This is a genomic window from Fischerella major NIES-592 (assembly GCF_001904645.1).
GTDB classification, from domain to species: domain Bacteria; phylum Cyanobacteriota; class Cyanobacteriia; order Cyanobacteriales; family Nostocaceae; genus Fischerella; species Fischerella thermalis.
In genome coordinates, this window is record NZ_MRCA01000015.1 from 49,288 (window position 1) to 70,900 (window position 21,613).

General features: G+C 42.3%; 20 protein-coding genes and 1 other RNA gene. 10 read left to right on the forward strand and 11 right to left on the reverse strand.

Annotated features, from left to right (window positions below):
• Positions 1 to 917 precede the first annotated feature (917 nt).
• Both NIES592_RS20295 and NIES592_RS20300 read left to right on the forward strand, forming a co-directional pair.
• Positions 918 to 1,838 carry a class I SAM-dependent methyltransferase gene (locus NIES592_RS20295; RefSeq protein WP_073556725.1) on the forward strand — a complete coding sequence of 307 codons (921 nt, stop codon included), beginning with the start codon at positions 918 to 920 and terminating at the stop codon, positions 1,836 to 1,838.
• Positions 1,831 to 2,805: a PrsW family intramembrane metalloprotease gene (locus NIES592_RS20300; RefSeq protein ID WP_073556726.1), complete on the forward strand. Its 975-nt coding sequence runs from the start codon at positions 1,831 to 1,833 to the stop codon at positions 2,803 to 2,805. Before NIES592_RS20295 ends, NIES592_RS20300 begins: the two co-directional genes overlap by 8 nt.
• 197 nt (positions 2,806 to 3,002) lie before the next feature.
• On the opposite strand, the gene NIES592_RS20305 is transcribed toward NIES592_RS20300, so the two are convergent.
• A complete protein-coding gene (locus NIES592_RS20305) occupies positions 3,003 to 3,875 on the reverse strand; it encodes a 6-carboxytetrahydropterin synthase (protein ID WP_062249926.1) in 873 nt (290 codons plus the stop codon).
• Between the two features lie 139 nt (positions 3,876 to 4,014).
• On the opposite strand from NIES592_RS20305, the gene NIES592_RS20310 reads away from it, so the two are divergent.
• Positions 4,015 to 5,859, forward strand: a complete 1,845-nt coding sequence (locus NIES592_RS20310) for a tetratricopeptide repeat protein (RefSeq protein ID WP_073556727.1) — start codon at positions 4,015 to 4,017, stop codon at positions 5,857 to 5,859.
• Positions 5,860 to 6,049: 190 nt separating this feature from the next.
• Complete coding sequence (locus NIES592_RS20315; RefSeq protein WP_062249929.1) at positions 6,050 to 6,625, forward strand: Uma2 family endonuclease; 576 nt, start codon at positions 6,050 to 6,052, stop codon at positions 6,623 to 6,625.
• A gap of 87 nt (positions 6,626 to 6,712) precedes the next feature.
• Here NIES592_RS20315 and NIES592_RS20320 read toward each other — a convergent pair whose 3' ends face one another.
• On the reverse strand, positions 6,713 to 7,276 hold the full coding sequence (locus NIES592_RS20320) for a 2'-5' RNA ligase family protein (RefSeq protein WP_062249931.1): 564 nt from the start codon (positions 7,274 to 7,276) through the stop codon (positions 6,713 to 6,715).
• Positions 7,277 to 7,416: 140 nt separating this feature from the next.
• On the opposite strand from NIES592_RS20320, the gene NIES592_RS20325 reads away from it, so the two are divergent.
• From NIES592_RS20325 to queF, 6 genes are all read left to right on the forward strand, one after another.
• Complete coding sequence (locus NIES592_RS20325; protein WP_062249935.1) at positions 7,417 to 8,031, forward strand: Uma2 family endonuclease; 615 nt, start codon at positions 7,417 to 7,419, stop codon at positions 8,029 to 8,031.
• A 117-nt stretch (positions 8,032 to 8,148) separates the two neighbouring features.
• On the forward strand, positions 8,149 to 8,415 hold the full coding sequence (locus NIES592_RS20330) for a YciI family protein (RefSeq protein ID WP_062249936.1): 267 nt from the start codon (positions 8,149 to 8,151) through the stop codon (positions 8,413 to 8,415).
• Between the two features lie 37 nt (positions 8,416 to 8,452).
• Positions 8,453 to 8,549, forward strand: an RNA gene (ffs, locus tag NIES592_RS20335) — signal recognition particle sRNA small type.
• Between the two features lie 26 nt (positions 8,550 to 8,575).
• On the forward strand, positions 8,576 to 8,971 hold the full coding sequence (locus NIES592_RS20340; RefSeq protein WP_062249937.1) for a phasin family protein: 396 nt from the start codon (positions 8,576 to 8,578) through the stop codon (positions 8,969 to 8,971).
• Between the two features lie 330 nt (positions 8,972 to 9,301).
• Positions 9,302 to 9,706, forward strand: coding sequence for a hypothetical protein (locus NIES592_RS20345; protein WP_026086426.1), 405 nt, complete (start codon positions 9,302 to 9,304; stop codon positions 9,704 to 9,706).
• Between the two features lie 59 nt (positions 9,707 to 9,765).
• Positions 9,766 to 10,179: a preQ(1) synthase gene (gene queF, locus NIES592_RS20350; protein ID WP_009459949.1), complete on the forward strand. Its 414-nt coding sequence runs from the start codon at positions 9,766 to 9,768 to the stop codon at positions 10,177 to 10,179.
• A 157-nt stretch (positions 10,180 to 10,336) separates the two neighbouring features.
• Here the strand turns inward: queF and NIES592_RS20355 are convergent, their stop codons facing one another.
• The 9 genes from NIES592_RS20355 to surE all read right to left on the reverse strand — a co-directional run bounded on the left by NIES592_RS20355 (position 10,337) and on the right by surE (position 21,560).
• Positions 10,337 to 11,752 (reverse strand): cytochrome c biogenesis protein, encoded by a 1,416-nt coding sequence (locus tag NIES592_RS20355; protein WP_073556728.1) that lies wholly within the window; start codon positions 11,750 to 11,752, stop codon positions 10,337 to 10,339.
• 72 nt (positions 11,753 to 11,824) lie between these two features.
• A complete protein-coding gene (locus NIES592_RS20360; protein WP_062249941.1) occupies positions 11,825 to 12,556 on the reverse strand; it encodes a cytochrome c biogenesis protein CcdA in 732 nt (243 codons plus the stop codon).
• 342 nt (positions 12,557 to 12,898) lie between these two features.
• A complete protein-coding gene (secA, locus tag NIES592_RS20365; protein ID WP_062249943.1) occupies positions 12,899 to 15,691 on the reverse strand; it encodes a preprotein translocase subunit SecA in 2,793 nt (930 codons plus the stop codon).
• A gap of 402 nt (positions 15,692 to 16,093) precedes the next feature.
• Complete coding sequence (locus NIES592_RS25410; protein WP_178379596.1) at positions 16,094 to 16,231, reverse strand: hypothetical protein; 138 nt, start codon at positions 16,229 to 16,231, stop codon at positions 16,094 to 16,096.
• A gap of 28 nt (positions 16,232 to 16,259) precedes the next feature.
• Positions 16,260 to 16,805 (reverse strand): cytochrome C, encoded by a 546-nt coding sequence (locus NIES592_RS20370; protein WP_062249945.1) that lies wholly within the window; start codon positions 16,803 to 16,805, stop codon positions 16,260 to 16,262.
• 51 nt (positions 16,806 to 16,856) lie between these two features.
• On the reverse strand, positions 16,857 to 17,765 hold the full coding sequence (locus tag NIES592_RS20375; protein WP_009459944.1) for an AAA family ATPase: 909 nt from the start codon (positions 17,763 to 17,765) through the stop codon (positions 16,857 to 16,859).
• A 272-nt stretch (positions 17,766 to 18,037) separates the two neighbouring features.
• Positions 18,038 to 19,117 (reverse strand): bifunctional riboflavin kinase/FAD synthetase, encoded by a 1,080-nt coding sequence (locus tag NIES592_RS20380; RefSeq protein WP_062249947.1) that lies wholly within the window; start codon positions 19,115 to 19,117, stop codon positions 18,038 to 18,040.
• A gap of 224 nt (positions 19,118 to 19,341) precedes the next feature.
• Positions 19,342 to 20,238 carry an MBL fold metallo-hydrolase gene (locus tag NIES592_RS20385; protein ID WP_062250850.1) on the reverse strand — a complete coding sequence of 299 codons (897 nt, stop codon included), beginning with the start codon at positions 20,236 to 20,238 and terminating at the stop codon, positions 19,342 to 19,344.
• 524 nt (positions 20,239 to 20,762) lie between these two features.
• Complete coding sequence (surE, locus tag NIES592_RS20390) at positions 20,763 to 21,560, reverse strand: 5'/3'-nucleotidase SurE (RefSeq protein ID WP_062250854.1); 798 nt, start codon at positions 21,558 to 21,560, stop codon at positions 20,763 to 20,765.
• Positions 21,561 to 21,613 lie beyond the last annotated feature (53 nt).

Consider the following 21,613-nt stretch of genomic DNA (forward strand, 5'->3'; position numbering starts at 1 on the left):
ACCGCCAAGACGCCAAGAACACCAAGGGTTCGTAAATTATGCGTAAGTCCTAATTAAATACTCGTTGAGCAAGTTTTGATACTGACTGATGAAGCTTTAACACTCAACGACGAAGTTTGGAAACTCACTCACGAGAATTAATGACTCGTTAATGAATTTCTCATCCTCGCTTACGAAGCTCAAATACTCAAAGGTGAGATTCTCAGACTCGTTCATCAAGCTCAAATACTCAAAGACGCAATTGGAAACACTCGTTGACGAGTTTTAAATACTTAACGACGAGGTTGTAAGACTCTCTAATGAAATTAAAATACTCGGCGATGAAGTTTAAATGTCGGCTAACGAATTAAACCTCTTGCACAAATATTTTTTAGTGTAAACAAGCTCAGTGCGATCGCTAACGATGTATTTCAGGAAGGGCAACTATGGTGCATGGTGATGGAATACATTCAGGGAGAAAATCTTACAGATAGGGTTGGGGTGGTTATCGTATCAGATATTTCCAATATTTAAATAAAGGCTTCACATATTTACAGGATGATTTTCTTTCTAGTTTATTTCTTCGCGTACTTTGCGTCTTTGCGGTACCCTGCGGGAAGCCGCTTGCGCGTCTACATTACTTCATCCCTACATTGTGCAACGCCTGTAGTGCTTCTCAGTTGCGTCAACTACAGAACCTCACCCCGCCCTATCGGGCACCCCTCTCCTTAGCAAGGAGAGGGGCTGGGGGTGAGGTATGTATTGCATCCGATTTAAAATCGCTATAAATAAAGGCTGATTTATATTTCTTGTTGTACTTCATGAATAAGAAAATTCTTTGCAATTAAGAGTTTGACTCACCTTGGGGTTTATCATTTCAAATAAACAGGCTCCTTCCTGATTACAACAAAAAGCAGATAACTTAAGCAACATTACTGATGAATACGGCTGTAAATAACACTCCAGGACTTGCTACGCGCTTGGTAAACGGAGTACTGGCAATCAAGCCAGTGTACAACCTTGCCAAACATCAAGCCCGGCAAATGATGATAAAACGGGCAGAGAAAATTGGAGTGCCTTGGAGAAAACAAGTACAGGCACTGCGATCGCACAACTGGGAAAGCGAACTAGCAAAAGTACAAAATCCCCAACTCAAATACCCAGACTACTACCTCACCTCATTTCACGCCTACGACAAAGGTAATCTCAGCTGGGATGCAGCCCTAGAAGTAGAAGTTGCTGCTTACGCCGTCCACGCTACTATCTGGGCTGGTGCAGGAGCTAAAGGTGATGCTCAGCTGCGTCAGAGTTACCATGATCTCCTCAAACAACAAATTACCACCCCACCGCAAGATATCCTCGACTTAGGGTGTAGTGTGGGTATGAGTACTTTTGCCCTACAAGAACTGTACCCCCAAGCCCAAATCACTGGCGTAGACTTATCTCCCTACTTTTTAGCTGTTGCTAACTACCGTTCCCAACAGCAGCAACGCCACATCAACTGGATTCACGCAGCGGCTGAATCAACCAACTTACCAGACGCTTCTTTTGATTTAGTCTCAATTTTCTTGGTGTGTCACGAATTACCCCAGTCAGCAACTCGGCAGATTTTTGCTGAAGCAAGACGTTTACTACGTCCCGGTGGATATTTGGCAATCATGGATATGAATCCTCAAGCGGAAGCTTATAAAAAAATGCCTCCCTATATTCTGACGCTGCTCAAAAGCACTGAGCCGTATTTAGATGAATACTTCACTTTGGATATTGAACAAGCAATAGTAGAAGCAGGTTTCCAAACTCCTACCATCACTCGCAACAGTCCTCGTCATCGCACTATTATTGCTCAGGTGAGTGGTTGATTTATCTCTAGTACCGTGGGCAGTCGTACCTCCCCTGTTGCTTCTGGTTTACTATTATTGGCGCTTTGCCAATAGCCCATCCCTGCTGCGACTGCTGTTATTTTTTGTAGCTGGGGCAATATCTGGTTTTGTTGCCCTTAGTTTAGAGTGGCTTGTAGAAACACAAGTCAACTCGTTTCCATTCTGGCGACAAACTCGCACTACTCTTGTGGGTGTTGCTTTGCGCCAGTTACTAGAGGTAGGGCCAATAGAAGAAGGTTGTAAATTAATAGTAGTAGTTGCTTTGAGTTGGTATTTTCAGCGTCGTCAATATCGCTTACGCCCCACCACAGTCTTTCTCTTTACCATAGCCCTTGCTTTGGGATTCACCGCCGAAGAAAACTGGATTTACTTTGTCCATAATACAGCATCAATTTTAGAGCGATCGCTCAGCACACCAGTCCACGCTATGTTCTCTGCACCTTGGGGTTATGCCTTAGCATTATCTTTACCTCGATATCACCCCAGGGTTGCTAAAGCTTGGTTCAATTCTGTGATTTGTCATGCTCTAGTTAATGTTTTATCAAGCGCTTGGCGTTATCCACAACCATTGTCCTTCCTCAGCTATGGTTTATTTCCCTTTTTGTTGTGGATGTTTTGGCGACTAGAACAGTTGCTGCGAAAAGTACAAAGAATTCCACCCATTACTTTAATTAGTGGTTATACACCACAGCACCGTTTTTGGCAGAGGGGCTTGGTGATGTTTGCACTTATATTGGGTGGTAATGCAATTTTTGGGTTATTTCTGTTGCTCAGAAATTTGAGTTCTGCGACTCCAGCACAGCTTTTTGAGCCTACGATTCTCTGGTTTATATTTAGTCGCCTCTTACTCAATTTCACTTTTGGACTAATAGCCTGGAAAATTTATCGCTACTTACGAAATCAGGTTCGTAGTAAGCGCTTTAGCGCTTGCGTATTTAGGAACTAGCCCTTTGGTGATACAATCCAAAAAACAAGTTTTCTTAGTGTCTTAGTGTCTTTGTGTTTCAAAAATAATTCTTTTCACCACCAAGACACAAAGACACAAAGTAAGATTTGCTTGAAATCGGGAGTAGACAATTAGATTTTACTCACCTTGCAAGGGCTGTTTAAAGACTAAAGGCTTGAATATGAACATAAATTAAGCTAAATACGTGCCAAAACTGGCTGATTGGCTGCAACATTAACAGAGTTGGATTCTGTGTCTGTGCAGTAAATTTCACAAGAATTATTCGGACTTTCAATTAGTTTGACTTTATAAAGTTTTGCTCCCAATTTCTGAATAGGCGATCGCAATAAATTACTAATGTAAAGTGCTATGTTTTCAGCAGTAGGCACAACTTCTGAAAAATAGGAGATATCTTTGTTCAAGAAAGTGTGATCAAATGGCTCAACCACATAATTTTCTATGACTTGATTCAATGCACCTAAATCCACAATCATGCCAGTGCGTGGATCTATTTCCCCTTTTACTGTCACTTCTAAATGGTAGTTGTGTCCGTGACCATTAGGACGGGCACATTTACCATAAATCTCGAAGTTATCTTGATCACTCAGATCTGGATGCGCTAGCCTATGAGCGGCGCTAAAGTGAGTACTAACACTGAGATAAGCTTCCATTCCGTTTCCCATATAGTCTGCCCAAAGTTCAGGATTTTCAAATAGCTGCACACGGACTAGAGGTAAATGGGGTGCTAGCCGTTGCCAAATCACCCTTGCAATATTTTCTGTGGTAGGTAGAGTTTGTTGAAATTCTGCCCACACATCGTTGAGATAGGAAAAGTCTAGTTGGCTAGTTACTTCTTGCTTAATTACGTGTTTGACATCAGACAAGTTTAACACCATGCCATATTTATCTAGTTCCCCAATCAGGGAGACAAATAAGATATAGTTGTGTCCATGTCCCGGAAAGCGAGAGCAAGCACCAAATTTTTTTAAATTCTCAGCTTTACTCAGTTCTGGCAACCAATAGCGATGACTGGCCGAAAACTGAGCGCGGCGATTCACAACGCATTGCATGAGTGTACTGGTAGGATTGTTTAATATTTCTTAATATTTTAACATTTTAACGATGTGTTTCGTGTTGTTAACCCTTTTTCGTTCTGCATCCAGGTTAAGACAACAATTAGAATTGACGTAGTGTGTCTTGGTTTGGAAGGTGTCTGAGTCTGTGTCTGTTCGCGATCGCTACCTGGCTTTAGTCGATGAAATTATTGAAACTACCCTCAAGGGCAAGATCAGTTCTGTGGAGCAAGTGTATCAAATGTTGCTCCATGGTGTCACGGCTGGAACGGGGGAAATTTTTGAATTGGCATTGAGCGATCGCTTTAATAGTATTCAGCAGCAAGTAGACAACGAAAAAGACGAACTCAAAAAAGCTAAAGCTACCCGTAGTCTGAGATCCATAAAAACAATCCAAAGTCAATGGCAACGGGTGCAGGAACAAAACAAAGCCACAGAAGCCACTGCTACCGCAGTTAAAGAAATTACCACAGCCTCATCCGAGGAACGACTAGCTACCTTTTTACGCGTCACTGATCCAAACAGCAAATATCGCCTTAATTTACAACAGCTTCAGCAATTATCAAAAGCTTTACAACAGTTTGCCCAAGCAGATTCTGATTTACAGCAAATTTCCGAGGGTATTACCCGTGGTGTTGCATCTTGGCAGCGACTACAAGACCATTTAGTTAGCTGGATGTACGAGCAAAACCGTGAAGCTTTGGGGTTTGGTGGTATACCAGAAGAAAGTGGCCCTTGGGCAACTTGGGCAAAACAAGTACAGAGTGAGTTACCCCATGCACTGTTTCGCGCCTTGGCAAAAGAACAATCTGCGATTGAATTTGCTAGGCAGCAGCGTCAAGTCAGCCTGAGAGACTGGGTGGAAATTACACTCATCTTACAATACCTGCAACGGGGATTAGTTCACTGGTTTGACCAACAACCTTACAATGTTAAAGCTGGTTCCAAGCTTTCTATTTCTACATATTTGACCTTTGCAGTTATTTGGAGTCAGCTGGCAATTGGTTTTAGTCAAGATATCACCTACAGTAATGCAGCTTTGCAGGTGATGTTACAAATTTTACGTTTATTTAGTCAAGCTCAGTATTTTCCCTTGTATGGTGGCATCTTCGCTTCCTTTTCTGGTAGTTACTTGCGTGATACCCTAAATTACCTGGATGAACCATTGCGAAGAGTCGAAGGAACCCAAGAAAAAGCCCGGATATTAACAATTTTAGGCTATTCCCAACGAGCGTTGGGACAATACGACAGTTCCATCAACTTTCATCAACAGGCTTTGGAGATTGCTCGTCATGCAGCCGATCGCCCCTGTGAAATAGCTAATCTCAATCATCTTAGCCGTACTTGTGTGCAAGAGCAAAAGTATGCAGAGGCAATAGATTACAGTCAAAGAGCATTAATCATGAGTCGGCAAACAGGAGATAGGATAGGAGAAGCCTATGCCTTGGTAAACTTGGGTTACAGCGAAGTCATGCAGGCTCAACAACAAGAGCAAATAGAACCAGAAACCTATGAAATGCCAATTAATTATTTGCAACAAGGTTTAAAACTATCAGAACAATTAGGTGATGTCCAAAGTAAAGCTTTGTGTTTAAGTAGTTTAGGTGTTGCTTATTTGGTAATTGGCGATTCCCAAAACGCCATTAAAAATTTAGAAGAAGGCTTTAAAACAGCGCAAATATCCGGTGATTTATATCTCCAAGGATTGAATTTAGCTAATTTAGGTGAAGCGAATTATAACTCAGCTAACTTTGCCAGAGCAATTTACACAGGTTGCTTAGGAATGTATTTGTTAAACCAGATAGCTTCCCAGGAATGGCGAAAAGTAGCAAGATTACTAACAATATTACAAGGTCAACTTGGGGTAGAAGCTTTTCAAAACGCATTGCAGCAAAATCGCCCCAAAATTATTTCTGTAATTGGTGTGGATGGGTATGATTATATTCCGCAATTGTTAGAAGAATATAGACGTGAGATGTAACGCAATCGCTAGTATTTAAGCAAAGCAAAATAGCGATCGCTGTTTTGTGGAAGTGAGTGCGATCGCAGTTTAAAGATGACTCATTTGTGAAAGCTTAGAAGCCGGACTTATCGAATAAGGTGTATATAAACCCAACTTTCACAAATAAAATAGGATTACTATATATCACTTGAAGCGTGAGGCTTTCCCTATGGTTAACCTTACTATTGCCATTCCCCAAGCCTTTAAAATCACTCATGAACAGTTCAAGGAACTCGCCGCCGTTAACCATGAACTCAGACTAGAAAGAACAGCCACAGGAGAATTAATACTTATGCCCCCTACAGGAAGCGATACTGGAAAACGAAACACAGATATTGTAGGGCAAGTTTGGTTATGGAACCGTCAGACTAAACTAGGAGTGGTATTTGACTCCTCTACAGGATTTCATTTACCAAACGGGGCCGATCGCTCTCCTGATGCTGCTTGGATAAAATTAGAACGCTGGGAAAAACTGACAAAAGAAGAACAAGAAAGTTTTGCACCCATATGTCCAGATTTTGTCGTTGAATTGCGATCGCCTTCCGACAGTATAGAAACTTTGCGCGACAAGATGAAAGAATATATGGAAAACGGAGCCAAATTAGGATGGTTGATTGACCGAAAAAACAGCAAAGTTGAAATCTACAGACAAGAAAAAGAGATAGAAGTATTAGATCATCCCAGTAATGTATCAGGTGAAAATGTACTACCAGGATTTATCTTAGATTTAACAGAAGTTTGGTAAGTAAAACATTTCATTAATTCCTCGCGAATTCCCACCAGAAAAACTCTGCGTACCTCTGCGCTAACTTTGCGTCCCTTTGCGTTTCAACTAGCGATCGCCAATCACAAATGGAAACTCTGCTTTCACATTCCACTGCTTACCGTCGTGTCGCAGTAACGTCAAATTATTTGCTGTAAATTCAAAATATAACTCACGCTTTTCAAACTCAGACCAAGCAGCTCTAAAATTCTGCCGTGTTAAATCTTTAAATGCCACCGTCATGTGAGGCGCAAATGGTCGAGTTTGAGATACTTTATCAACAATTCCCAGTTGATTGACTAGGTGTGTCATTAAATTTGCTTGCAAAGCCAACAGTTCTGGACTTCTCACCACATTAATATAGATGACGCGGGGAACAAAAGCACCATATCCACTCAAGGTAATTGGTATGGGATTTTGGCTGCTGGCAAATTCCTGCAAACATACTTCTAATACTGGTAGGTTTTGATCAGACCATTCAAAAGGTGGTTGTAAGGTAATGTGAGGCGGAGATTTTTGGGCGTGACGACTAGCATAATGGAGGGCAAAGTGCTGCTTGATTTGGTTAGCATAATCCTGAATTTCCAGTGGTGGGAGCAGGGCAATAAAAAAAAGATTTTGTGATTTTTGCAACGGAGTTTATCTGTTATCAGTTATCAGATAATTACTCTATTTATACTTAATAGAGTGTCAGTCAACAATATAACGTTACTTCGATGAACCTTTCAACCTCCCTTCTCCAAAGGTCAAATTCAAAAAGTCTGAGGTGAAAAATGACTCAAGCACTACCAAAAACAATAACTGTTGAAGAATTTGCAGCCTGGTATCCAGAAAACCCACAAAGACGCTATGAACTACACAATGGAGTGATTGTTGAAATGCCATTACCGGTTGGCGAACATGAGGAGGTTACAGGATTTTTGGTCAGAAAACTAAGTGTAGAATTAGACCGATTAAATCTTCCCTATTTCATACCAAAAACAGCATTTGTCAAACCACTTCCAAATGAATCAGGTTATTCGCCAGATGTGCTAATAGTAAACCAAACTAATCTCACAAATGAACCAATCTGGAAAAAAGAATCAATTATTACTCAGGGCGCATCAATTCCTCTAGTTGTTGAAGTTGTTAGTAGCAACTGGCGTGATGATTATTACAAAAAATACGCTGATTATGAAGAAATGGGAATTGCTGAATACTGGATTGTTGATTACGCTGGTTTAGGTGGTAGGGAATTCATTGGGAAACCAAAACAACCAACAATCTTAATTTGTTGTTTAGATGAAGGTGAGTATCTAGTTAGGAAGTTTCGAGGTGATGACCGTATTCAATCACCAACATTTCCAGAGTTAAATTTGACAGCCAAACAGATTTTTCAGACCGCATAATGCCCAGAATGTTGATTTCATGGCTACTAAGAGTGCTACTCAAAAACAGTTTTTCCCTACACCCCGCACCCTTACACCCTTACCCCCCTAGTTTTTGTAATGGGAAGTGACAAGTACATGCCGATTTTCGTCAAGATTGAGGAAGGTAAAGTTGATAAATCGGTCTTTGACCAATATATACCCGCTCACAAAGCTTACGTAAAAGATTTGATCGCTAAAGGACACAACGCTAAAACTGGCTACTGGGCAAATATGGGAGGCGGGATGATGGTGTTTGAAGCTGCCTCTATGGCAGAAGCCCAGGCAATTGTAGCCAATGATCCGTTGGTAATTAACAATTGTGTTAACTACAAACTATATGAATGGAAAATTGTCGTCGAATAACACACACATGCAATATTTAATGCTATGCTAATTTGTAGACCTGGATCTATGCGACTGTAACGCCCAAACCTTGTCAGGACCGGAAGGTAGCAGCAACACGGGATGCTTATGGTAGGCGTAGTCTCCGGGTCGCCCTATTTCTAGGAGCGTAAAGGCTGTAATGGCTGGTTTTGGAGATATTGTTAAAAAAGCTTTTTACCTTGGTGTTGGATTAGCTTCTTACGCGGGCGAAAAAGCAGGCGGAACGCTGTCTGAAGTGCGATCGCAAATCCAAAAGCTGGCAGACGAAATGGTGGCGCGGGGTGAAATGACTACAGAAGAGGCGCGTCGCTTCGTTGAAGATATGATGAAGCAAGCCCAGCAGCAATCAGCAACTACCACAACAGAAGAACCGACTACTCCTTCTGAACCGCGCCGCATAGAAATTATAGAAGAAGACGACCAGCCAACGGCAAAAGATTCCCAAACCAAGAATAGTGATGATAATGTAGATCAATTACGTCAGCAAGTTCTGGAATTAGAAAACGAATTAAAGCGTCTGCAACGTGATAAGTAATAATAAATTTATGCTGGGTTGATGTTAGCCTTGTCTTGCTGATATCAACCCATTCCTATATGACGTAGAATTTAGTTAAAACCTATTCCTCAGGGTGTTGTTCATTGCTGGCAGTTAGGTGGCATTTAACGTCCGTGAATATTTAGTTTCTGTAATATACAGCTTTTCAGAAAATAGCGTTAAGGATGTCTACATTACACTAGTATCGACGACATTGATTTTGATGGGCTGTTAGACAAATCCCCGACCTTTTTAAAAATCGGGGATATGTCCCCTCACAACCCCTCAGAACTTATATTTTTGAATCTAGCCAGTAAGGGCGTTAGTTTTATGGACAATTGGCAAAAGGATTTTTGGGAAATGGTACAAACAGTAAGCGATGAAGTAGAACGCTTTTTCCTGGGAATGAGTGACATGGTAGACACTTTTTTTGAAGTGACCGAAGAAGTTACTGAACAATTGCACAATACAATTGTTGTAGAAATAGATCAGTATTTTCAGGAATTGACTGAACCATTTTTAGAAATGTACTGGGAATTGGAAGATATAGTAGGTGATGATTTAGATCCTGCCTTTCCTTACCCAGTTGAACCCTCAGCAGAAAAAAATCCCGCTTGCATTGGTTGTTGCCACTATCACGGTCAAGCTTATGGTGGTAATTTGTTAGTCTGTGGTATGCATCCCTACGGATGGGATGGTGAGAATTGCCCAGATTGGCAATCAGAAGAATCATAAGTTAAAAACCAACAGTCCACTGACAATTGACTATTGACCAGTTACTAGTTTTAAATTTTATGAGTAATTCTTTATCGGAAAGTGTGTCACAGCCAAGTCAAGAAATGAAGTATGGCGAACGCGAAATTGCAGAAGGAAAACTCATTACCTTTCCGAATCCGCGTGTAGGACGACGCTATAACATAGATATCACATTGCCGGAATTTACATGTAAATGCCCCTTTTCCGGCTATCCAGACTTCGCCACTATTCATATTACCTACATACCCGATCAACAGGTCGTAGAATTAAAGGCACTCAAGCTTTATATTAACAGTTACCGCGATCGCTACATCTCTCATGAAGAATCTGCTAACCAAATCTTGGATGATTTTGTCGCCGCTTGTGATCCTTTAGAAATCACTCTCAAAGCTGATTTCGCCCCACGTGGTAACGTGCATACAGTGATTGAAGTTCATCACAAAAAACAATAGCACTGCTGTTTAATCATCGTCATCATCTTGATCTCTAACACCGTCATCATTTTTGATTTTTGATGATGGTGCTGTAGGTTTATTTGCAGGGATTGACAAGGACTCTTGTTTGAGAGGAGGCGTCGTAGTAGGTGTAACTTGTTGGTTGAATGGTGTGCTAGAGAGTAGCGATCGCCTTCTCCTCATTTGTTTGTTCTTGACTTAGGGAATCCAAAATTCCCAACATTTCCTGCTCAAATGCTACCTGGGCGCGATTAGTTTTGCCACCCACATACAGACGTCCATCTATCTGCAAAGCCCAAATTTGGGAGTGGGAAAAATAACTCATCACCACACCCAACATCAACAAGGCAAACCCAGTATAAACAATAGGAATTCCTGGATCAGCTTTAATTTGTAAACCGGTACTACCAACCACATCCAAAACAGTCAGTTTCACACCATTGATTTGGGTGGACATACCTGTCCGCAAAGTGTTGAATAGTTGACCTGCGGCGTCATAAATTAACACTGTTCCTTGTAAATCTTTGGCTAGTAACGAGACACCCTCACTTAAATCTGGTTTAGTGGGAATCCAGGTTCCCCAAATACGGCCATTACCATTGGTATTTAATAGAGCCATTGGTATCTGAAAAACGGGGCTTTGGTTCACCCGCACTCGCACAGCAGCAATTCCCCAGTCTGTTTGGTAAAAAGTCACACCCCGATAACGCAGAGGTTGATTAACAAAAATTTTCTTGTGATCAACTTCTTGGTTTTGGTTATTTAAAACGGATAAATCTGAGTAAAACTGGTCAATACTGCCACTAGGAGTATAATCAATCCAAAAACGATTCACACGTACAGACCAATCTTTAGGTATGCGTGTGGCGGCCCAAGGACCTGCATCAATAATATTTTTAACTTGGAATGTATTACCACTAGCAACCATTTCCTGGGCCATAAATCCAGTCATCGCCCCCCAAATTGACCCCAAAAGAATCACAACTATACCAATATGTACAATGATGGGGCCGATGCGTCCAATTATGCCTTTGCGAGCATAAAGAATATTAGTTTTATCTGTTTCTTGAAAAATTTTATAGCTGCGGTTCTTTAATATTTGCTTAAGGGAATCAACAGAACCATTATCTAGTTCTGCACTCAATGCTAACTTCGTAAATTGTCGGGGTTGATCATAAAATTTCCAACGACGGGCTGCTTTGAAAGCAGGTAACTGACGGGTAAAAGTACAAGCGGTCAAGCTAGTACCAAAAAATATCAGTAAAGCTAAGAACCACCAGGTACGATAAACATGATCTAACCCCAAAGTTAAAATAACTTTCCAAGATAGAAAACCAAATAAAGCTGGGTGTTCTGGATAATTAGCTTGGTAAAAATCCAGTGATTGACCTTGTTCAATGACTGTACCGGTGATACTAAACAGAGCAATAATTAGTAAGAGTGCGATCGCTAAACGTAAATCTGTTAATACAGGTAAAAAATCCTGTCGTAATATCCGCGCGATCGACCACCCATTTGATTGTTCTGTAGATTTTTCAGTAACTGTATTATTTGTATTGTCTAAAGTCATTTGAATTAATAAATATATAATTGTTAGTAGTTAGTAGTTAGTTGTTAGTTGCTGACCACTAACCACTAACTATTAAAAAGGAATCCGAGAAACGAGAGAAAAAACACCAAATCCTACTAACAACGCCCCGCTAATTGGGTTAATCCAACCAGACCAACGGCGTAATTCTAGTATCTTTTTAATCGAAGCAGTAAAGGTACCTGCCAAAATTAATGGTGCTACATAACCTGCGGTGTAGGAAATGAGCAAAACCGCACCTAAAATTAAGTCTTGTGTATTAGCAACCCAACCTAATAAACTTGCCAAAACAGGAGTACTGCAAGGAGAAGCAACTAAACCAAAACTCAGACCGATCGCATAGGCACGCACACCTTGGGGTAATTCTTGAGAAATCCACTCTGTACCACCAAAAGAGGGCATTTGTAAGGGTAAAGCTTCTAGCAAATTCAGCCCCATCAGGATAGCTATAACGCTAACAATAATTGGTAAACCAAAACCGATTTGACCGTAGACTTTTCCAACCAAAGCTGCTACGATTCCTAAACTTGCAAGCGTAGTTGCTAATCCAAAAGCAAACCAAGTAGACTGGGCAGCAGCTTGTAGGCGGCTTTTCGCTTCGTAACCGCCGATGTAGCCGATAGTGATAGGCAACATAGACAGCATACAAGGTGTGAGACTGGTGAGTAGCCCAGCAATAAAAATAACACCTATGCTTAGTAAACTCAGGTGCGTCAACTGATTAGAGACAAGGGAGTTGGCGAATTGTTCTAGTTCGTAAAACTGGGTTTGCAGGTTTTCAAGCATGGGCTAGATAAATGGAAAGTCCTTGCACTGCTTGAATTGTAGCTTAATTTGCGCTAATGGGTGGGAGTTATCAATCACAGTGTCACTGGATGAAAGATGCGACACCACATCACTTTGGTTGCTGTTATATAACTTAAGCACAAAATTGCATAAATTCATAGCGAAATTTTGGCACCAACACTCCGCGTCCCTCAGGGTTTACCTTTGCGTCCCTCTGCGTTTTAAATCACTACGCTTTTACGCAAAATTGTTAGGGTGGAAGTATTTCCAAATCTTTGCCAAACATAAAGACGCCAAGTGATTCTTAGCGTCTTTGCATGAAATAAATTTGGCTGTTTTACCCTATACCATCTCGGAGGATGTCTGCACTACTGCTTGGGGTTGTGGTTGGAACATAAACAAGGAGTAGACCACATCTCGACGAATATTGGTCATCATATCCAAGAAGAGTTCGTAACCCTCGGTCTTGTATTCAATCAATGGATCTTTTTGACCGTAACCCCGTAATCCTACGGACTCACGCAAAGCATCCATTTGTTGCAGGTGTTCTCGCCAGAGGGTGTCAATTCGCTGCAAGATAAAGAAGCGTTCAGCTTGGCGCATCAATCCGGGTTGAATTTGGTCTATTTGCGCTTCCTTCATGTCGTAGGCGATCCGCACTTGTTCGTGCATGAAAGCTTTAATCTCACTCATTGACATATCTACTAGTTGAGATGATTGTAAGTCTGCTAGTAGATAAACAAATTCTTTGACTTTTTCAACTAACTTGTCTAGTTCCCACTCTTCTGAAGGTAAGTCTGGATTAATGTAGTAGTTAACGATGTCGTCCATCGTTCTTTCAGCGTACTCGATCACTTGTTCTTTGAGGTCTTGTCCTTCCAAAACCCGGCGGCGTTCAGCGTAAATAGCACGGCGTTGGTTGTTCATTACCTCGTCGTACTCAAATACCTGCTTACGGATATCGTAGTAGTAGGTTTCAACTTTTTTCTGAGCGCCTTCTAAGCTACGAGTCAGCATCCCAGATTCAATTGGCATGTCTTCCTCTACACGGAAGGCTTCCATTAATTTAGCAACGCGATCGCCACCAAAGATCCGCATCAAGTTATCTTCTAAACTGAGGAAAAATCTGGTGGAACCAGGATCGCCTTGACGTCCGGCGCGTCCCCGCAACTGGTTGTCAATCCGCCGTGACTCGTGACGTTCTGTACCAATTACGTGTAAGCCTCCCAGTTCTACTACTTCTTGGTGTTCCCGGCTGGTGAACACTTCATACTCCTGCTTGATGCGGTTGTAAGCTTCCCGTAATTTCTGAATTACAGGGTCTTCAGTGGGAGCTTTTTCGGCGGCGATAGCAACTTTTTCTTCTGCTTCCAATTCTGGCAGACTACGTTCACCATAGGCTTTGACTGCCATTTCTACTGCTTGCTTGAGTAGTTGTTCTGCTTCTTTAGAAAGCTGAGTTGGGAAAACCTGGGGGGAAGCTTTCCAAGTTTTGACTTTCTTGCCAGGGGCAAAGCCTTGTCCACCACCAGAAGCGGGAGGCAAACCAGCTGCCCTGTGGACACTAAACATATCTTCATTTTCTGGCTTGACGATCCGGGGCATAAAGTATTCCCGCATCTTCAAACGAGCCATATATTCAGCGTTACCACCCAAGATAATATCCGTACCTCTACCAGCCATGTTAGTGGCGATAGTCACAGCACCTTTGCGTCCTGCTTGAGCGACAATCTCCGCTTCTCGCTCCACGTTTTCTGGTCGGGCGTTGAGCAATTCGTGGGGAATGTTCATTTGCTTCAACAACTGGCTGAGATACTCAGATTTTTCCACACTTGTAGTTCCCACCAATACGGGTCTACCAAGTTGGTGCATTTCGGCACATTCTTTGGCGATCGCTCGCCACTTGCCCGCCTCATTCTTAAACACCATGTCGGACAAGTCTTCCCGTCTTCTAACGCGGTTGGTAGGAATGACGGTTACTTCCAGTTTGTAAATTTTTTCAAATTCGGCTTCTTCCGTTTTTGCCGTTCCTGTCATCCCACCTAATTTTGGATAAAGCAAAAACAGGTTTTGATAAGTAATGGTCGCCAAAGTTTGGGTTTCTGGTTGAATCTCTACGTGTTCTTTGGCTTCAATGGCTTGGTGCAGACCATCACTCCAACGCCGTCCCGGTAGAACCCGTCCGGTAAATTCATCAACGATGACTACTTCTCCATTGCGGACAATATAGTTAACGTCCTTCAAAAACAGTTCTTTGGCTTTAATCGCGTTGAAAACAAAGTGCGCCCAAGGATCTTCAGGGTCAAATAAATCTTTTACTCCCAACAGTTGTTCTGCTTCCGCAAAGCCTTCATCCGTTAGCAGGACGTTACGGGCTTTTTCATCTACCTCATAATGCTCATCTTTTTGTAAAGCGGCGGCGATCCGGGCTGCTTCTATATATTTTTCTGTGGGGCGTTCGACTTGCCCAGAAATAATCAACGGTGTCCGCGCTTCGTCAATTAAAATTGAATCTACCTCGTCAATCACACAGTAGTTAAATGGGCGCTGCACTACATCCGTGATTGATGTTGCCATGTTATCCCGTAGGTAATCAAATCCTACCTCACTGTTGGTTACATAAGTAATATCACAGTCGTAGTTTTTTTTGCGCTCTTGGGGGGTCATACTAGCCTGAATCAGACCTACACTCAAACCCAAGAAGCGATGCACCTGCCCCATCCATTCCGCGTCCCGACGAGCCAGGTAATCGTTAACAGTAACTACGTGTACACCTTTGCCCGTGAGAGCATTTAAATAGCTAGGTAAAGTTGCTACCAGGGTTTTACCTTCACCAGTTTTCATTTCGGCAATTTGGCCTGTGTGCAAAATCACACCACCCAGCAACTGCACATCAAAGTGCCGTAGCCCTAAGACTCGCCGTGCGGCTTCCCTGACTACAGCAAAAGCTTCGCTGAGAATGTCATCAAGAGTTTCGCCTTTTGCCAGACGCTGCTTAAACTCTGCTGTTTTGCCCTTAAGTTCTTCATCAGAAAGGGCTTTGATATCTTCCTCTAAGAGGTTAATTTCAGTGATGTAAGGTTGGTATTTTTTAAGCTTACGAGCGTTGGGGTCGCCCAACAAAGTTTTTAGCATGGCAGATTATTTAACAAAATCAACGGGGACGGGAATTTTAGATTTGGGTTATTGATTATATGGATTTGACCCAACTGAGTTTTATCAGTTATTCAGTTGTCAGTTATCAGTTATCAGTTTTGTTCTTTGGATCAAAGTTTCCCACCAATTGGTGGTAAGTCGTAGCTAGTTGTTCGTTGCGGGTAAAATACCCGACGATACAATTGATAACTGGTAACTGTTCACTGTTCACTGAATTTAATACTCTATAAATTGGTTGGCAGTGGACAATTTCAACCAAAGCAGCAACAAGACAAACTAAATCTAGTTACTAAATGATGGCTTTCAATTAGAAGTTTATATTTGAAACTTTATTAATAGTATCATTTCGCTTCCAGATGAGGCAGTGAAGCTCGACCATGCTCAAGTAGCGATCGCCGTTCTTTGTAGAGTGATGGGTGTGATGGGTGTGAGGGGTATGAGGGGTAGAGGGGTATGAGGGGTGTGAGGGGTGTGAGGGGTGTGAGGAGTACAAGGATAAATATTTCTTTTACTCCTCACACTTTCCCCACTCCTCACACTTCCCCACTTAATTAGAATTCTCCCACTCCGGAGTTAGACTGCGGAAATTATACTCATTGGCACTAGGATGACAGGAGACACAGCTATTGATCTCCACAGGACGTGGCAATTTAACTTGGGGATGCAAAGCTTTGAAAAAACGAGAACTGTTGACTCGATAGGGAATTTGTTCGTCTTCTAGAATCGGACGGGAAAAAGTGGAAAGATATCTCCAAACCAAAAGGCGTGGTGGATCGACAAGAGGCTGAATTTGACCACCGTAATGTTGCGAGTCTTGCAGAATATTTTTCCAAGTCTGGGTGGGTAAAACTTGTGGTGGTAGGGCAATGTGACAACTAGAGCAATTTTCTAAGTAAAGTTCTTGTCCGAGTTGGTACTGAGCAGCTACTACATCTACAGTGCCGATTTCAGAGGTAGGAGTTGCACTTTGGGCATTTGTTGCGAAGGAAATGAGCCAACCCATAGCCAAACTCCAAGTTATAGCTACTAACAGTAAACCTAAAGATTTTCTCTGAAGTTGGCGATGCTTGCGATACTTAGTTAGATTAGTCATTCCTCACACTCATTAGATTTTAAATTTTTAAGAAGACAGATAATAATGAATTTAAGGAATAGGAACTACTCGCAATAATCTTTCCATCACAGTTTTAGCACTGCGTCCACCTGTGGGGATGAGACGATGACAAAGAACATGAGGAGCAAGAAATTTCACGTCATCGGGAATAGCATAATCACGCCCCAATAAAAAAGCCAGTGCTTGAGTAGCTCGATGTAACGCTATCGTACCACGGGGACTTACTCCTAAGGTAATTTCCTCATCGCATCTCGTTGCCCGCACTAAGTCAAGGATATACTGTTGCAAGGAAATATCTACCTTGATTTGAGCTACGATTTGCCGCAATTCTTGGACTTCTGCCAAGCTAATACAAGGCTGTAAATCGGCAACATTAACTCCTTTGTGCAGGCGTTGCAGCATTTGTAGTTCTTCTGCTTGGGAAGGATAACCCAAACTCAAGGACAGCATAAATCTGTCCATCTGTGCTTCTGGCAGAGGAAAAGTACCTTGGTATTCAATCGGGTTTTGAGTAGCAATCACAAAAAATGGTGTGGGAACAGCACGGGAGACCCCATCGGCTGTTACCTGTTGTTCTTCCATAACTTCTAGTAAAGCCGATTGAGTGCGGGGTGTAGCGCGGTTGATTTCATCAGTTAACAAAACATTGGCAAATACTGGACCGGGAAGAAAGTGAAATTCGCCGCTTTTGGGATTCCAAATGTTAGTGCCGGTGATATCGGTTGGTAGTAAATCAGGAGTGCATTGTAGTCTTTGAAACTTGCCATCAATCGATCGGGCGAGTGCTTTTGCTAAGAGAGTTTTACCGACTCCCGGCACATCTTCAAGTAAAGCATGACCACCAGCTAGTAAAGCAACCAGAACTAAGCGTATTGCCTCTTTTTTGCCAACAATAGTGTAAGCCAAATTTTGTGTGAGGGCGTCAATTTTGTCTCTCATAATAATTGGGGATTGGGTAGCGGGCAATGGGGAACTCACCGGCCCCTGGTGGGGATTAGGGGCAGTGGAGAGATGGGGAGTGTGGGGAGTAATGTAGAGACGCGCTGTTTGAAGCGTCTGGGAGTGTGTGGACGCGCTTTGCGCGGCTTCCCGTAAGGGTGGAGTGTGGAGAGAATAATATAGTAACTAATTCCCTTTGTCCCCCTTGTCTTCCTTGTCTTCCTTGTCCCCTTTCCTTCATTAGTGTTCCCTTAGCGAGACAAAATTAACACTCAACACTTAAAAAAAGCTCTAGCGGCACTACAGTCTAGTTGAATTTGTGTTTTTAGTGCTTCTAGATGAGGAAATTTTTGTTCTGGTCGTAAAAACTTTTCGAGATGCACCGCCAGCTTTTTACCATATAAATCACCAGACCAATCAAACAGATGGACTTCTACTGAAAGATGAATACCATTGACTGTAGGGCGATTACCTATATTCATGACACCAAAATAGCCATTTCCTGTAACATCTAATATTTCATTCACGGTAAAAACACGGACTGCATAAACACCGTGGTGAGGCAGAAACTTATCTTTGGGTAATTCCAGGTTAGCGGTGGGAAATCCAATAGTTCTGCCAACTTGTTGACCTTGAATCACAGTACCGATGAGGGTGTAAGGTCGTCCCAACAATTGGTTTGCTCGTTCGATATTGCCACTAGCAAGAATTTCGCGAATCAGTGAACTGCTAATCCGAGTCTGTTGGTACACCTGGGTTTTATTTTCTTGAGATTCTGCACAAGTTTCTAGAGAGGTGATAGTAACAGGAATGTTGTATTTAGCAGCAATGATTTGTAGATCATCAGCAGTACCACTACGTTTAGAGCCAAAACGAAAATCTTGCCCGACGCTAATTTTTACTGCTTGTAATTGTTGAACGAGAATTTTTTCTACAAATTCTTCTGGAGTCAAAGCACATAGTTCTTTATCGAAGGGTAATAGTACTAGTTGTTGTACTCCAAGCGATCGCAACTGGTGGACTTTTTCATCCAATGGTGTGAGCAAACTCCTGGGTTTACCTGTAAAAAACTCTTGGGGATGAGGATTGAAGGTGACGACGGTCGAGTAGATGGAACCGTTGTGGGGTGGTGGGGTAACTTTCTCCCCATCTCCGGTTCTCCCCATCTCCGGTTCTTTCCATCTCTCAATCTCCCCATCTTTCCTAAACGGCGGCAGAATTGGTTGGATCACTCGTTGATGACCACGATGTACACCGTCAAACTTGCCAAGTGCGACAGCAGTTGGCGTGAGAGCCAATTCAGGTGAAGATGTTACCCACACAGAACACCCATTTTGAGACAAATTTGGCACGTCGATTCTGGGATTTTAGGTTTGTTCAGCTTGTTTGCTAACCCTCAGGGAATTGCCTTTGTGGGCGTTGTTAGCCTGTGGTAGGCGCTTTCAAGACATTTAGCGCTATCAGCTTTTGTCTTGTGACTAACTCATACCACAGACACCCAAAGGGCGCTTACCTGTAGAATAAGCTCTTGATCACCAATCTAATCTAAAATCTAGAATTACTTCCTTGGCAATATCTACACAGAAAACTTACTAATAGGAAAAGATTCTGATAAAGGAACTGAAACAGGAACCTGAAGCACCATTCCTTCCCGTGCCATAACTGCACCAGGAAATTTCTGGCGTGCTTGTTCCCCTACACGATCTAAGAATTCATCATCATGGGCAGGATCGTGGTGAAAAATTACTAGTGTCTTAACATTGGCGGCTTTGGCTACCTTCACAGCTTCTTGCCATGTAGAATGTCCCCAACCAATTTTAGGATTGCTCGGTGAATGATATTCTTCATCGGTATATGTGGAATCGTAAATCAGGATGTTGGCGTCACGGGCTAGCCACAAGACATTTTCATCCAGCCTATCTGCAAAATGTTCGGTATCTGTGATGTAAACAGCAGCACCACCACGCCAATTGACTCGGTATCCAACTGCTTCACCTGGATGATTAAGTGGAGCCGTTTCTACGGTAATATCATCAATACGTATGGCTTGTCCTGGTATAACATCGTAGAAATCTAAGTTTGCCTGCATAATTTGCAAGGGAACAGGAAAATTCGGATGCAGCATCTGGTCATTGAGACGCTGTTCTATGGTTGAACCATCAGGGGCGATCGCCCCATAAATATGAAAGGTATTTCCCTTCACAAAGCCTGGTGTAAAGAAGGGAAAACCTTGCATGTGATCCCAATGGGAGTGAGTGAAGAATATGTGAGCTTCTACAGGCATTTTGGGCAACAAAGATTGCCCTAGAACATGCAGTCCCGTGCCACCATCAAATATTAAGCGTTTGCCATCCACTTGCATTTCAACGCAAGGGGTATTACCTCCGTAATGGACAGTGTTTGGTCCCGGACAGGGGATACTGCCACGAACGCCCCAAAAATGCACGGTAAATTGGTTCTCTATCCTTGACATGGGTGTTGCTTGCTGGACTGAGCGGGCGGTCATCCGATTTTAGATTTTGGATTCTGGATTTTAGATTTTAGATTTTGGATTGACTCCAGAGATTAATCTGGGGGCTTGTACCATCAAAGAATTATCGGTCAATCAAAAAATGTTACTTATTGTGCTAAGTTTATGCCGTTTCACTTGTTTTGATAGATATGGAATTTATTGGTAACACAGCATACCTTGACCCAGGTTGATTTTACTCAAGGTGAATCAGGTAAACTCTAAGTCAATCTCAAGTTTTTCGAGTTTTTATAAGGGTTGTCTGCAAGTGCGCTCCTACTTTATAGCCTATATTTAATCGTGATGCATTTAACCATCACTTAGATCTTGCACTTACTTTTTCGTCCGCCAAGAAATAAATTTTACTAGTCTTTAGCTCAAGTAAGCTAAAGCTCACTGGATATACATTTGAGTCCGTTTTAACTGACTTGGGCTATGAGGGTTGAACTTCACTTCAAGGGGTACTCAGGGCGAGGTGCTCCTAAAACCTACTTTAGTTTGAAGTTCCACTGGGATAATTGATGCAACCCTGTGCCATAGGTCAGGTTATATTGTAATGGCGTCACACTAATGTAGTTATCACGGACGACATGCACGTCCATAGGTATATCTTGAGGCAAATTCAAACCTACTGGTGGTTCTATATCTTCTAAAACCTCTCCGGTTAACCAGTAGTAAGTTTTACCACGCGGATCAATTCTTTTATCAAAAACATCAACGTAGCGTCGCACTCCTTGGCGAGTGATGAGAACTCCGGAGATTTCTTCCCACGTCACAGCAGGAATGTTAATGTTAAGCAACATCAAATCCACCAAAGGTTTTGCTGCTAGATATTCCACTAAGATTTTGGCAAATTTCGCTGCGGGTTGAAAATCTCTATAAGAGAAACTAGTAAGACTAAGTGCCACACTGGGAATACCTTCAATTAAGCCCTCCATTGCCGCAGAAACAGTACCAGAATAAAGAATTTCTGTTCCCAAATTCGCACCTTGATTAATACCAGAAATAACCAAGTCGGGGGGAGAATCAAGCAAGGCCCATAGTGCTAATTTTACACAGTCAGAGGGAGTACCATCACAAGCCCAAGCTTTGACGGCAGGATGAAAAATAGACTCGACAATTTCAGCACGAATTGGTTGATGTAAGGTCAGCCCATGTCCAGTGGCCGAACGTTCTCGATCCGGACAAACTACAGTTACTTCATGTCCTGCTTCTGCCAATGTATTAGCAAGGGTGCGAATACCCAGGGCATAAATCCCATCATCGTTACTGATTAGTAATTTCATTTGTTGATTACAGCGCATGTGTCATTTGTCATTCATTAAGTCATTAGTCAATA

Bases quoted from the DNA above. Each gene is read 5' to 3' on its own strand.
- NIES592_RS20295 (WP_073556725.1), top strand. From the start codon at position 918: ATGAATACGGCTGTAAATAACACTCCAGGACTTGCTACGCGCTTGGTA.
- NIES592_RS20305 (WP_062249926.1), bottom strand. From the start codon at position 3,875: ATGCAATGCGTTGTGAATCGCCGCGCTCAGTTTTCGGCCAGTCATCGC.
- NIES592_RS20315 (WP_062249929.1), top strand. From the start codon at position 6,050: ATGGTTAACCTTACTATTGCCATTCCCCAAGCCTTTAAAATCACTCAT.
- NIES592_RS20325 (WP_062249935.1), top strand. From the start codon at position 7,417: ATGACTCAAGCACTACCAAAAACAATAACTGTTGAAGAATTTGCAGCC.
- NIES592_RS20330 (WP_062249936.1), top strand. From the start codon at position 8,149: ATGCCGATTTTCGTCAAGATTGAGGAAGGTAAAGTTGATAAATCGGTC.
- NIES592_RS20340 (WP_062249937.1), top strand. From the start codon at position 8,576: ATGGCTGGTTTTGGAGATATTGTTAAAAAAGCTTTTTACCTTGGTGTT.
- NIES592_RS20345 (WP_026086426.1), top strand. From the start codon at position 9,302: ATGGACAATTGGCAAAAGGATTTTTGGGAAATGGTACAAACAGTAAGC.
- queF (WP_009459949.1), top strand. From the start codon at position 9,766: ATGAGTAATTCTTTATCGGAAAGTGTGTCACAGCCAAGTCAAGAAATG.
- NIES592_RS20355 (WP_073556728.1), bottom strand. From the start codon at position 11,752: ATGACTTTAGACAATACAAATAATACAGTTACTGAAAAATCTACAGAA.
- NIES592_RS20360 (WP_062249941.1), bottom strand. From the start codon at position 12,556: ATGCTTGAAAACCTGCAAACCCAGTTTTACGAACTAGAACAATTCGCC.
- secA (WP_062249943.1), bottom strand. From the start codon at position 15,691: ATGCTAAAAACTTTGTTGGGCGACCCCAACGCTCGTAAGCTTAAAAAA.
- NIES592_RS20370 (WP_062249945.1), bottom strand. From the start codon at position 16,805: ATGACTAATCTAACTAAGTATCGCAAGCATCGCCAACTTCAGAGAAAA.
- NIES592_RS20375 (WP_009459944.1), bottom strand. From the start codon at position 17,765: ATGAGAGACAAAATTGACGCCCTCACACAAAATTTGGCTTACACTATT.
- NIES592_RS20385 (WP_062250850.1), bottom strand. From the start codon at position 20,238: ATGTCAAGGATAGAGAACCAATTTACCGTGCATTTTTGGGGCGTTCGT.
- surE (WP_062250854.1), bottom strand. From the start codon at position 21,560: ATGAAATTACTAATCAGTAACGATGATGGGATTTATGCCCTGGGTATT.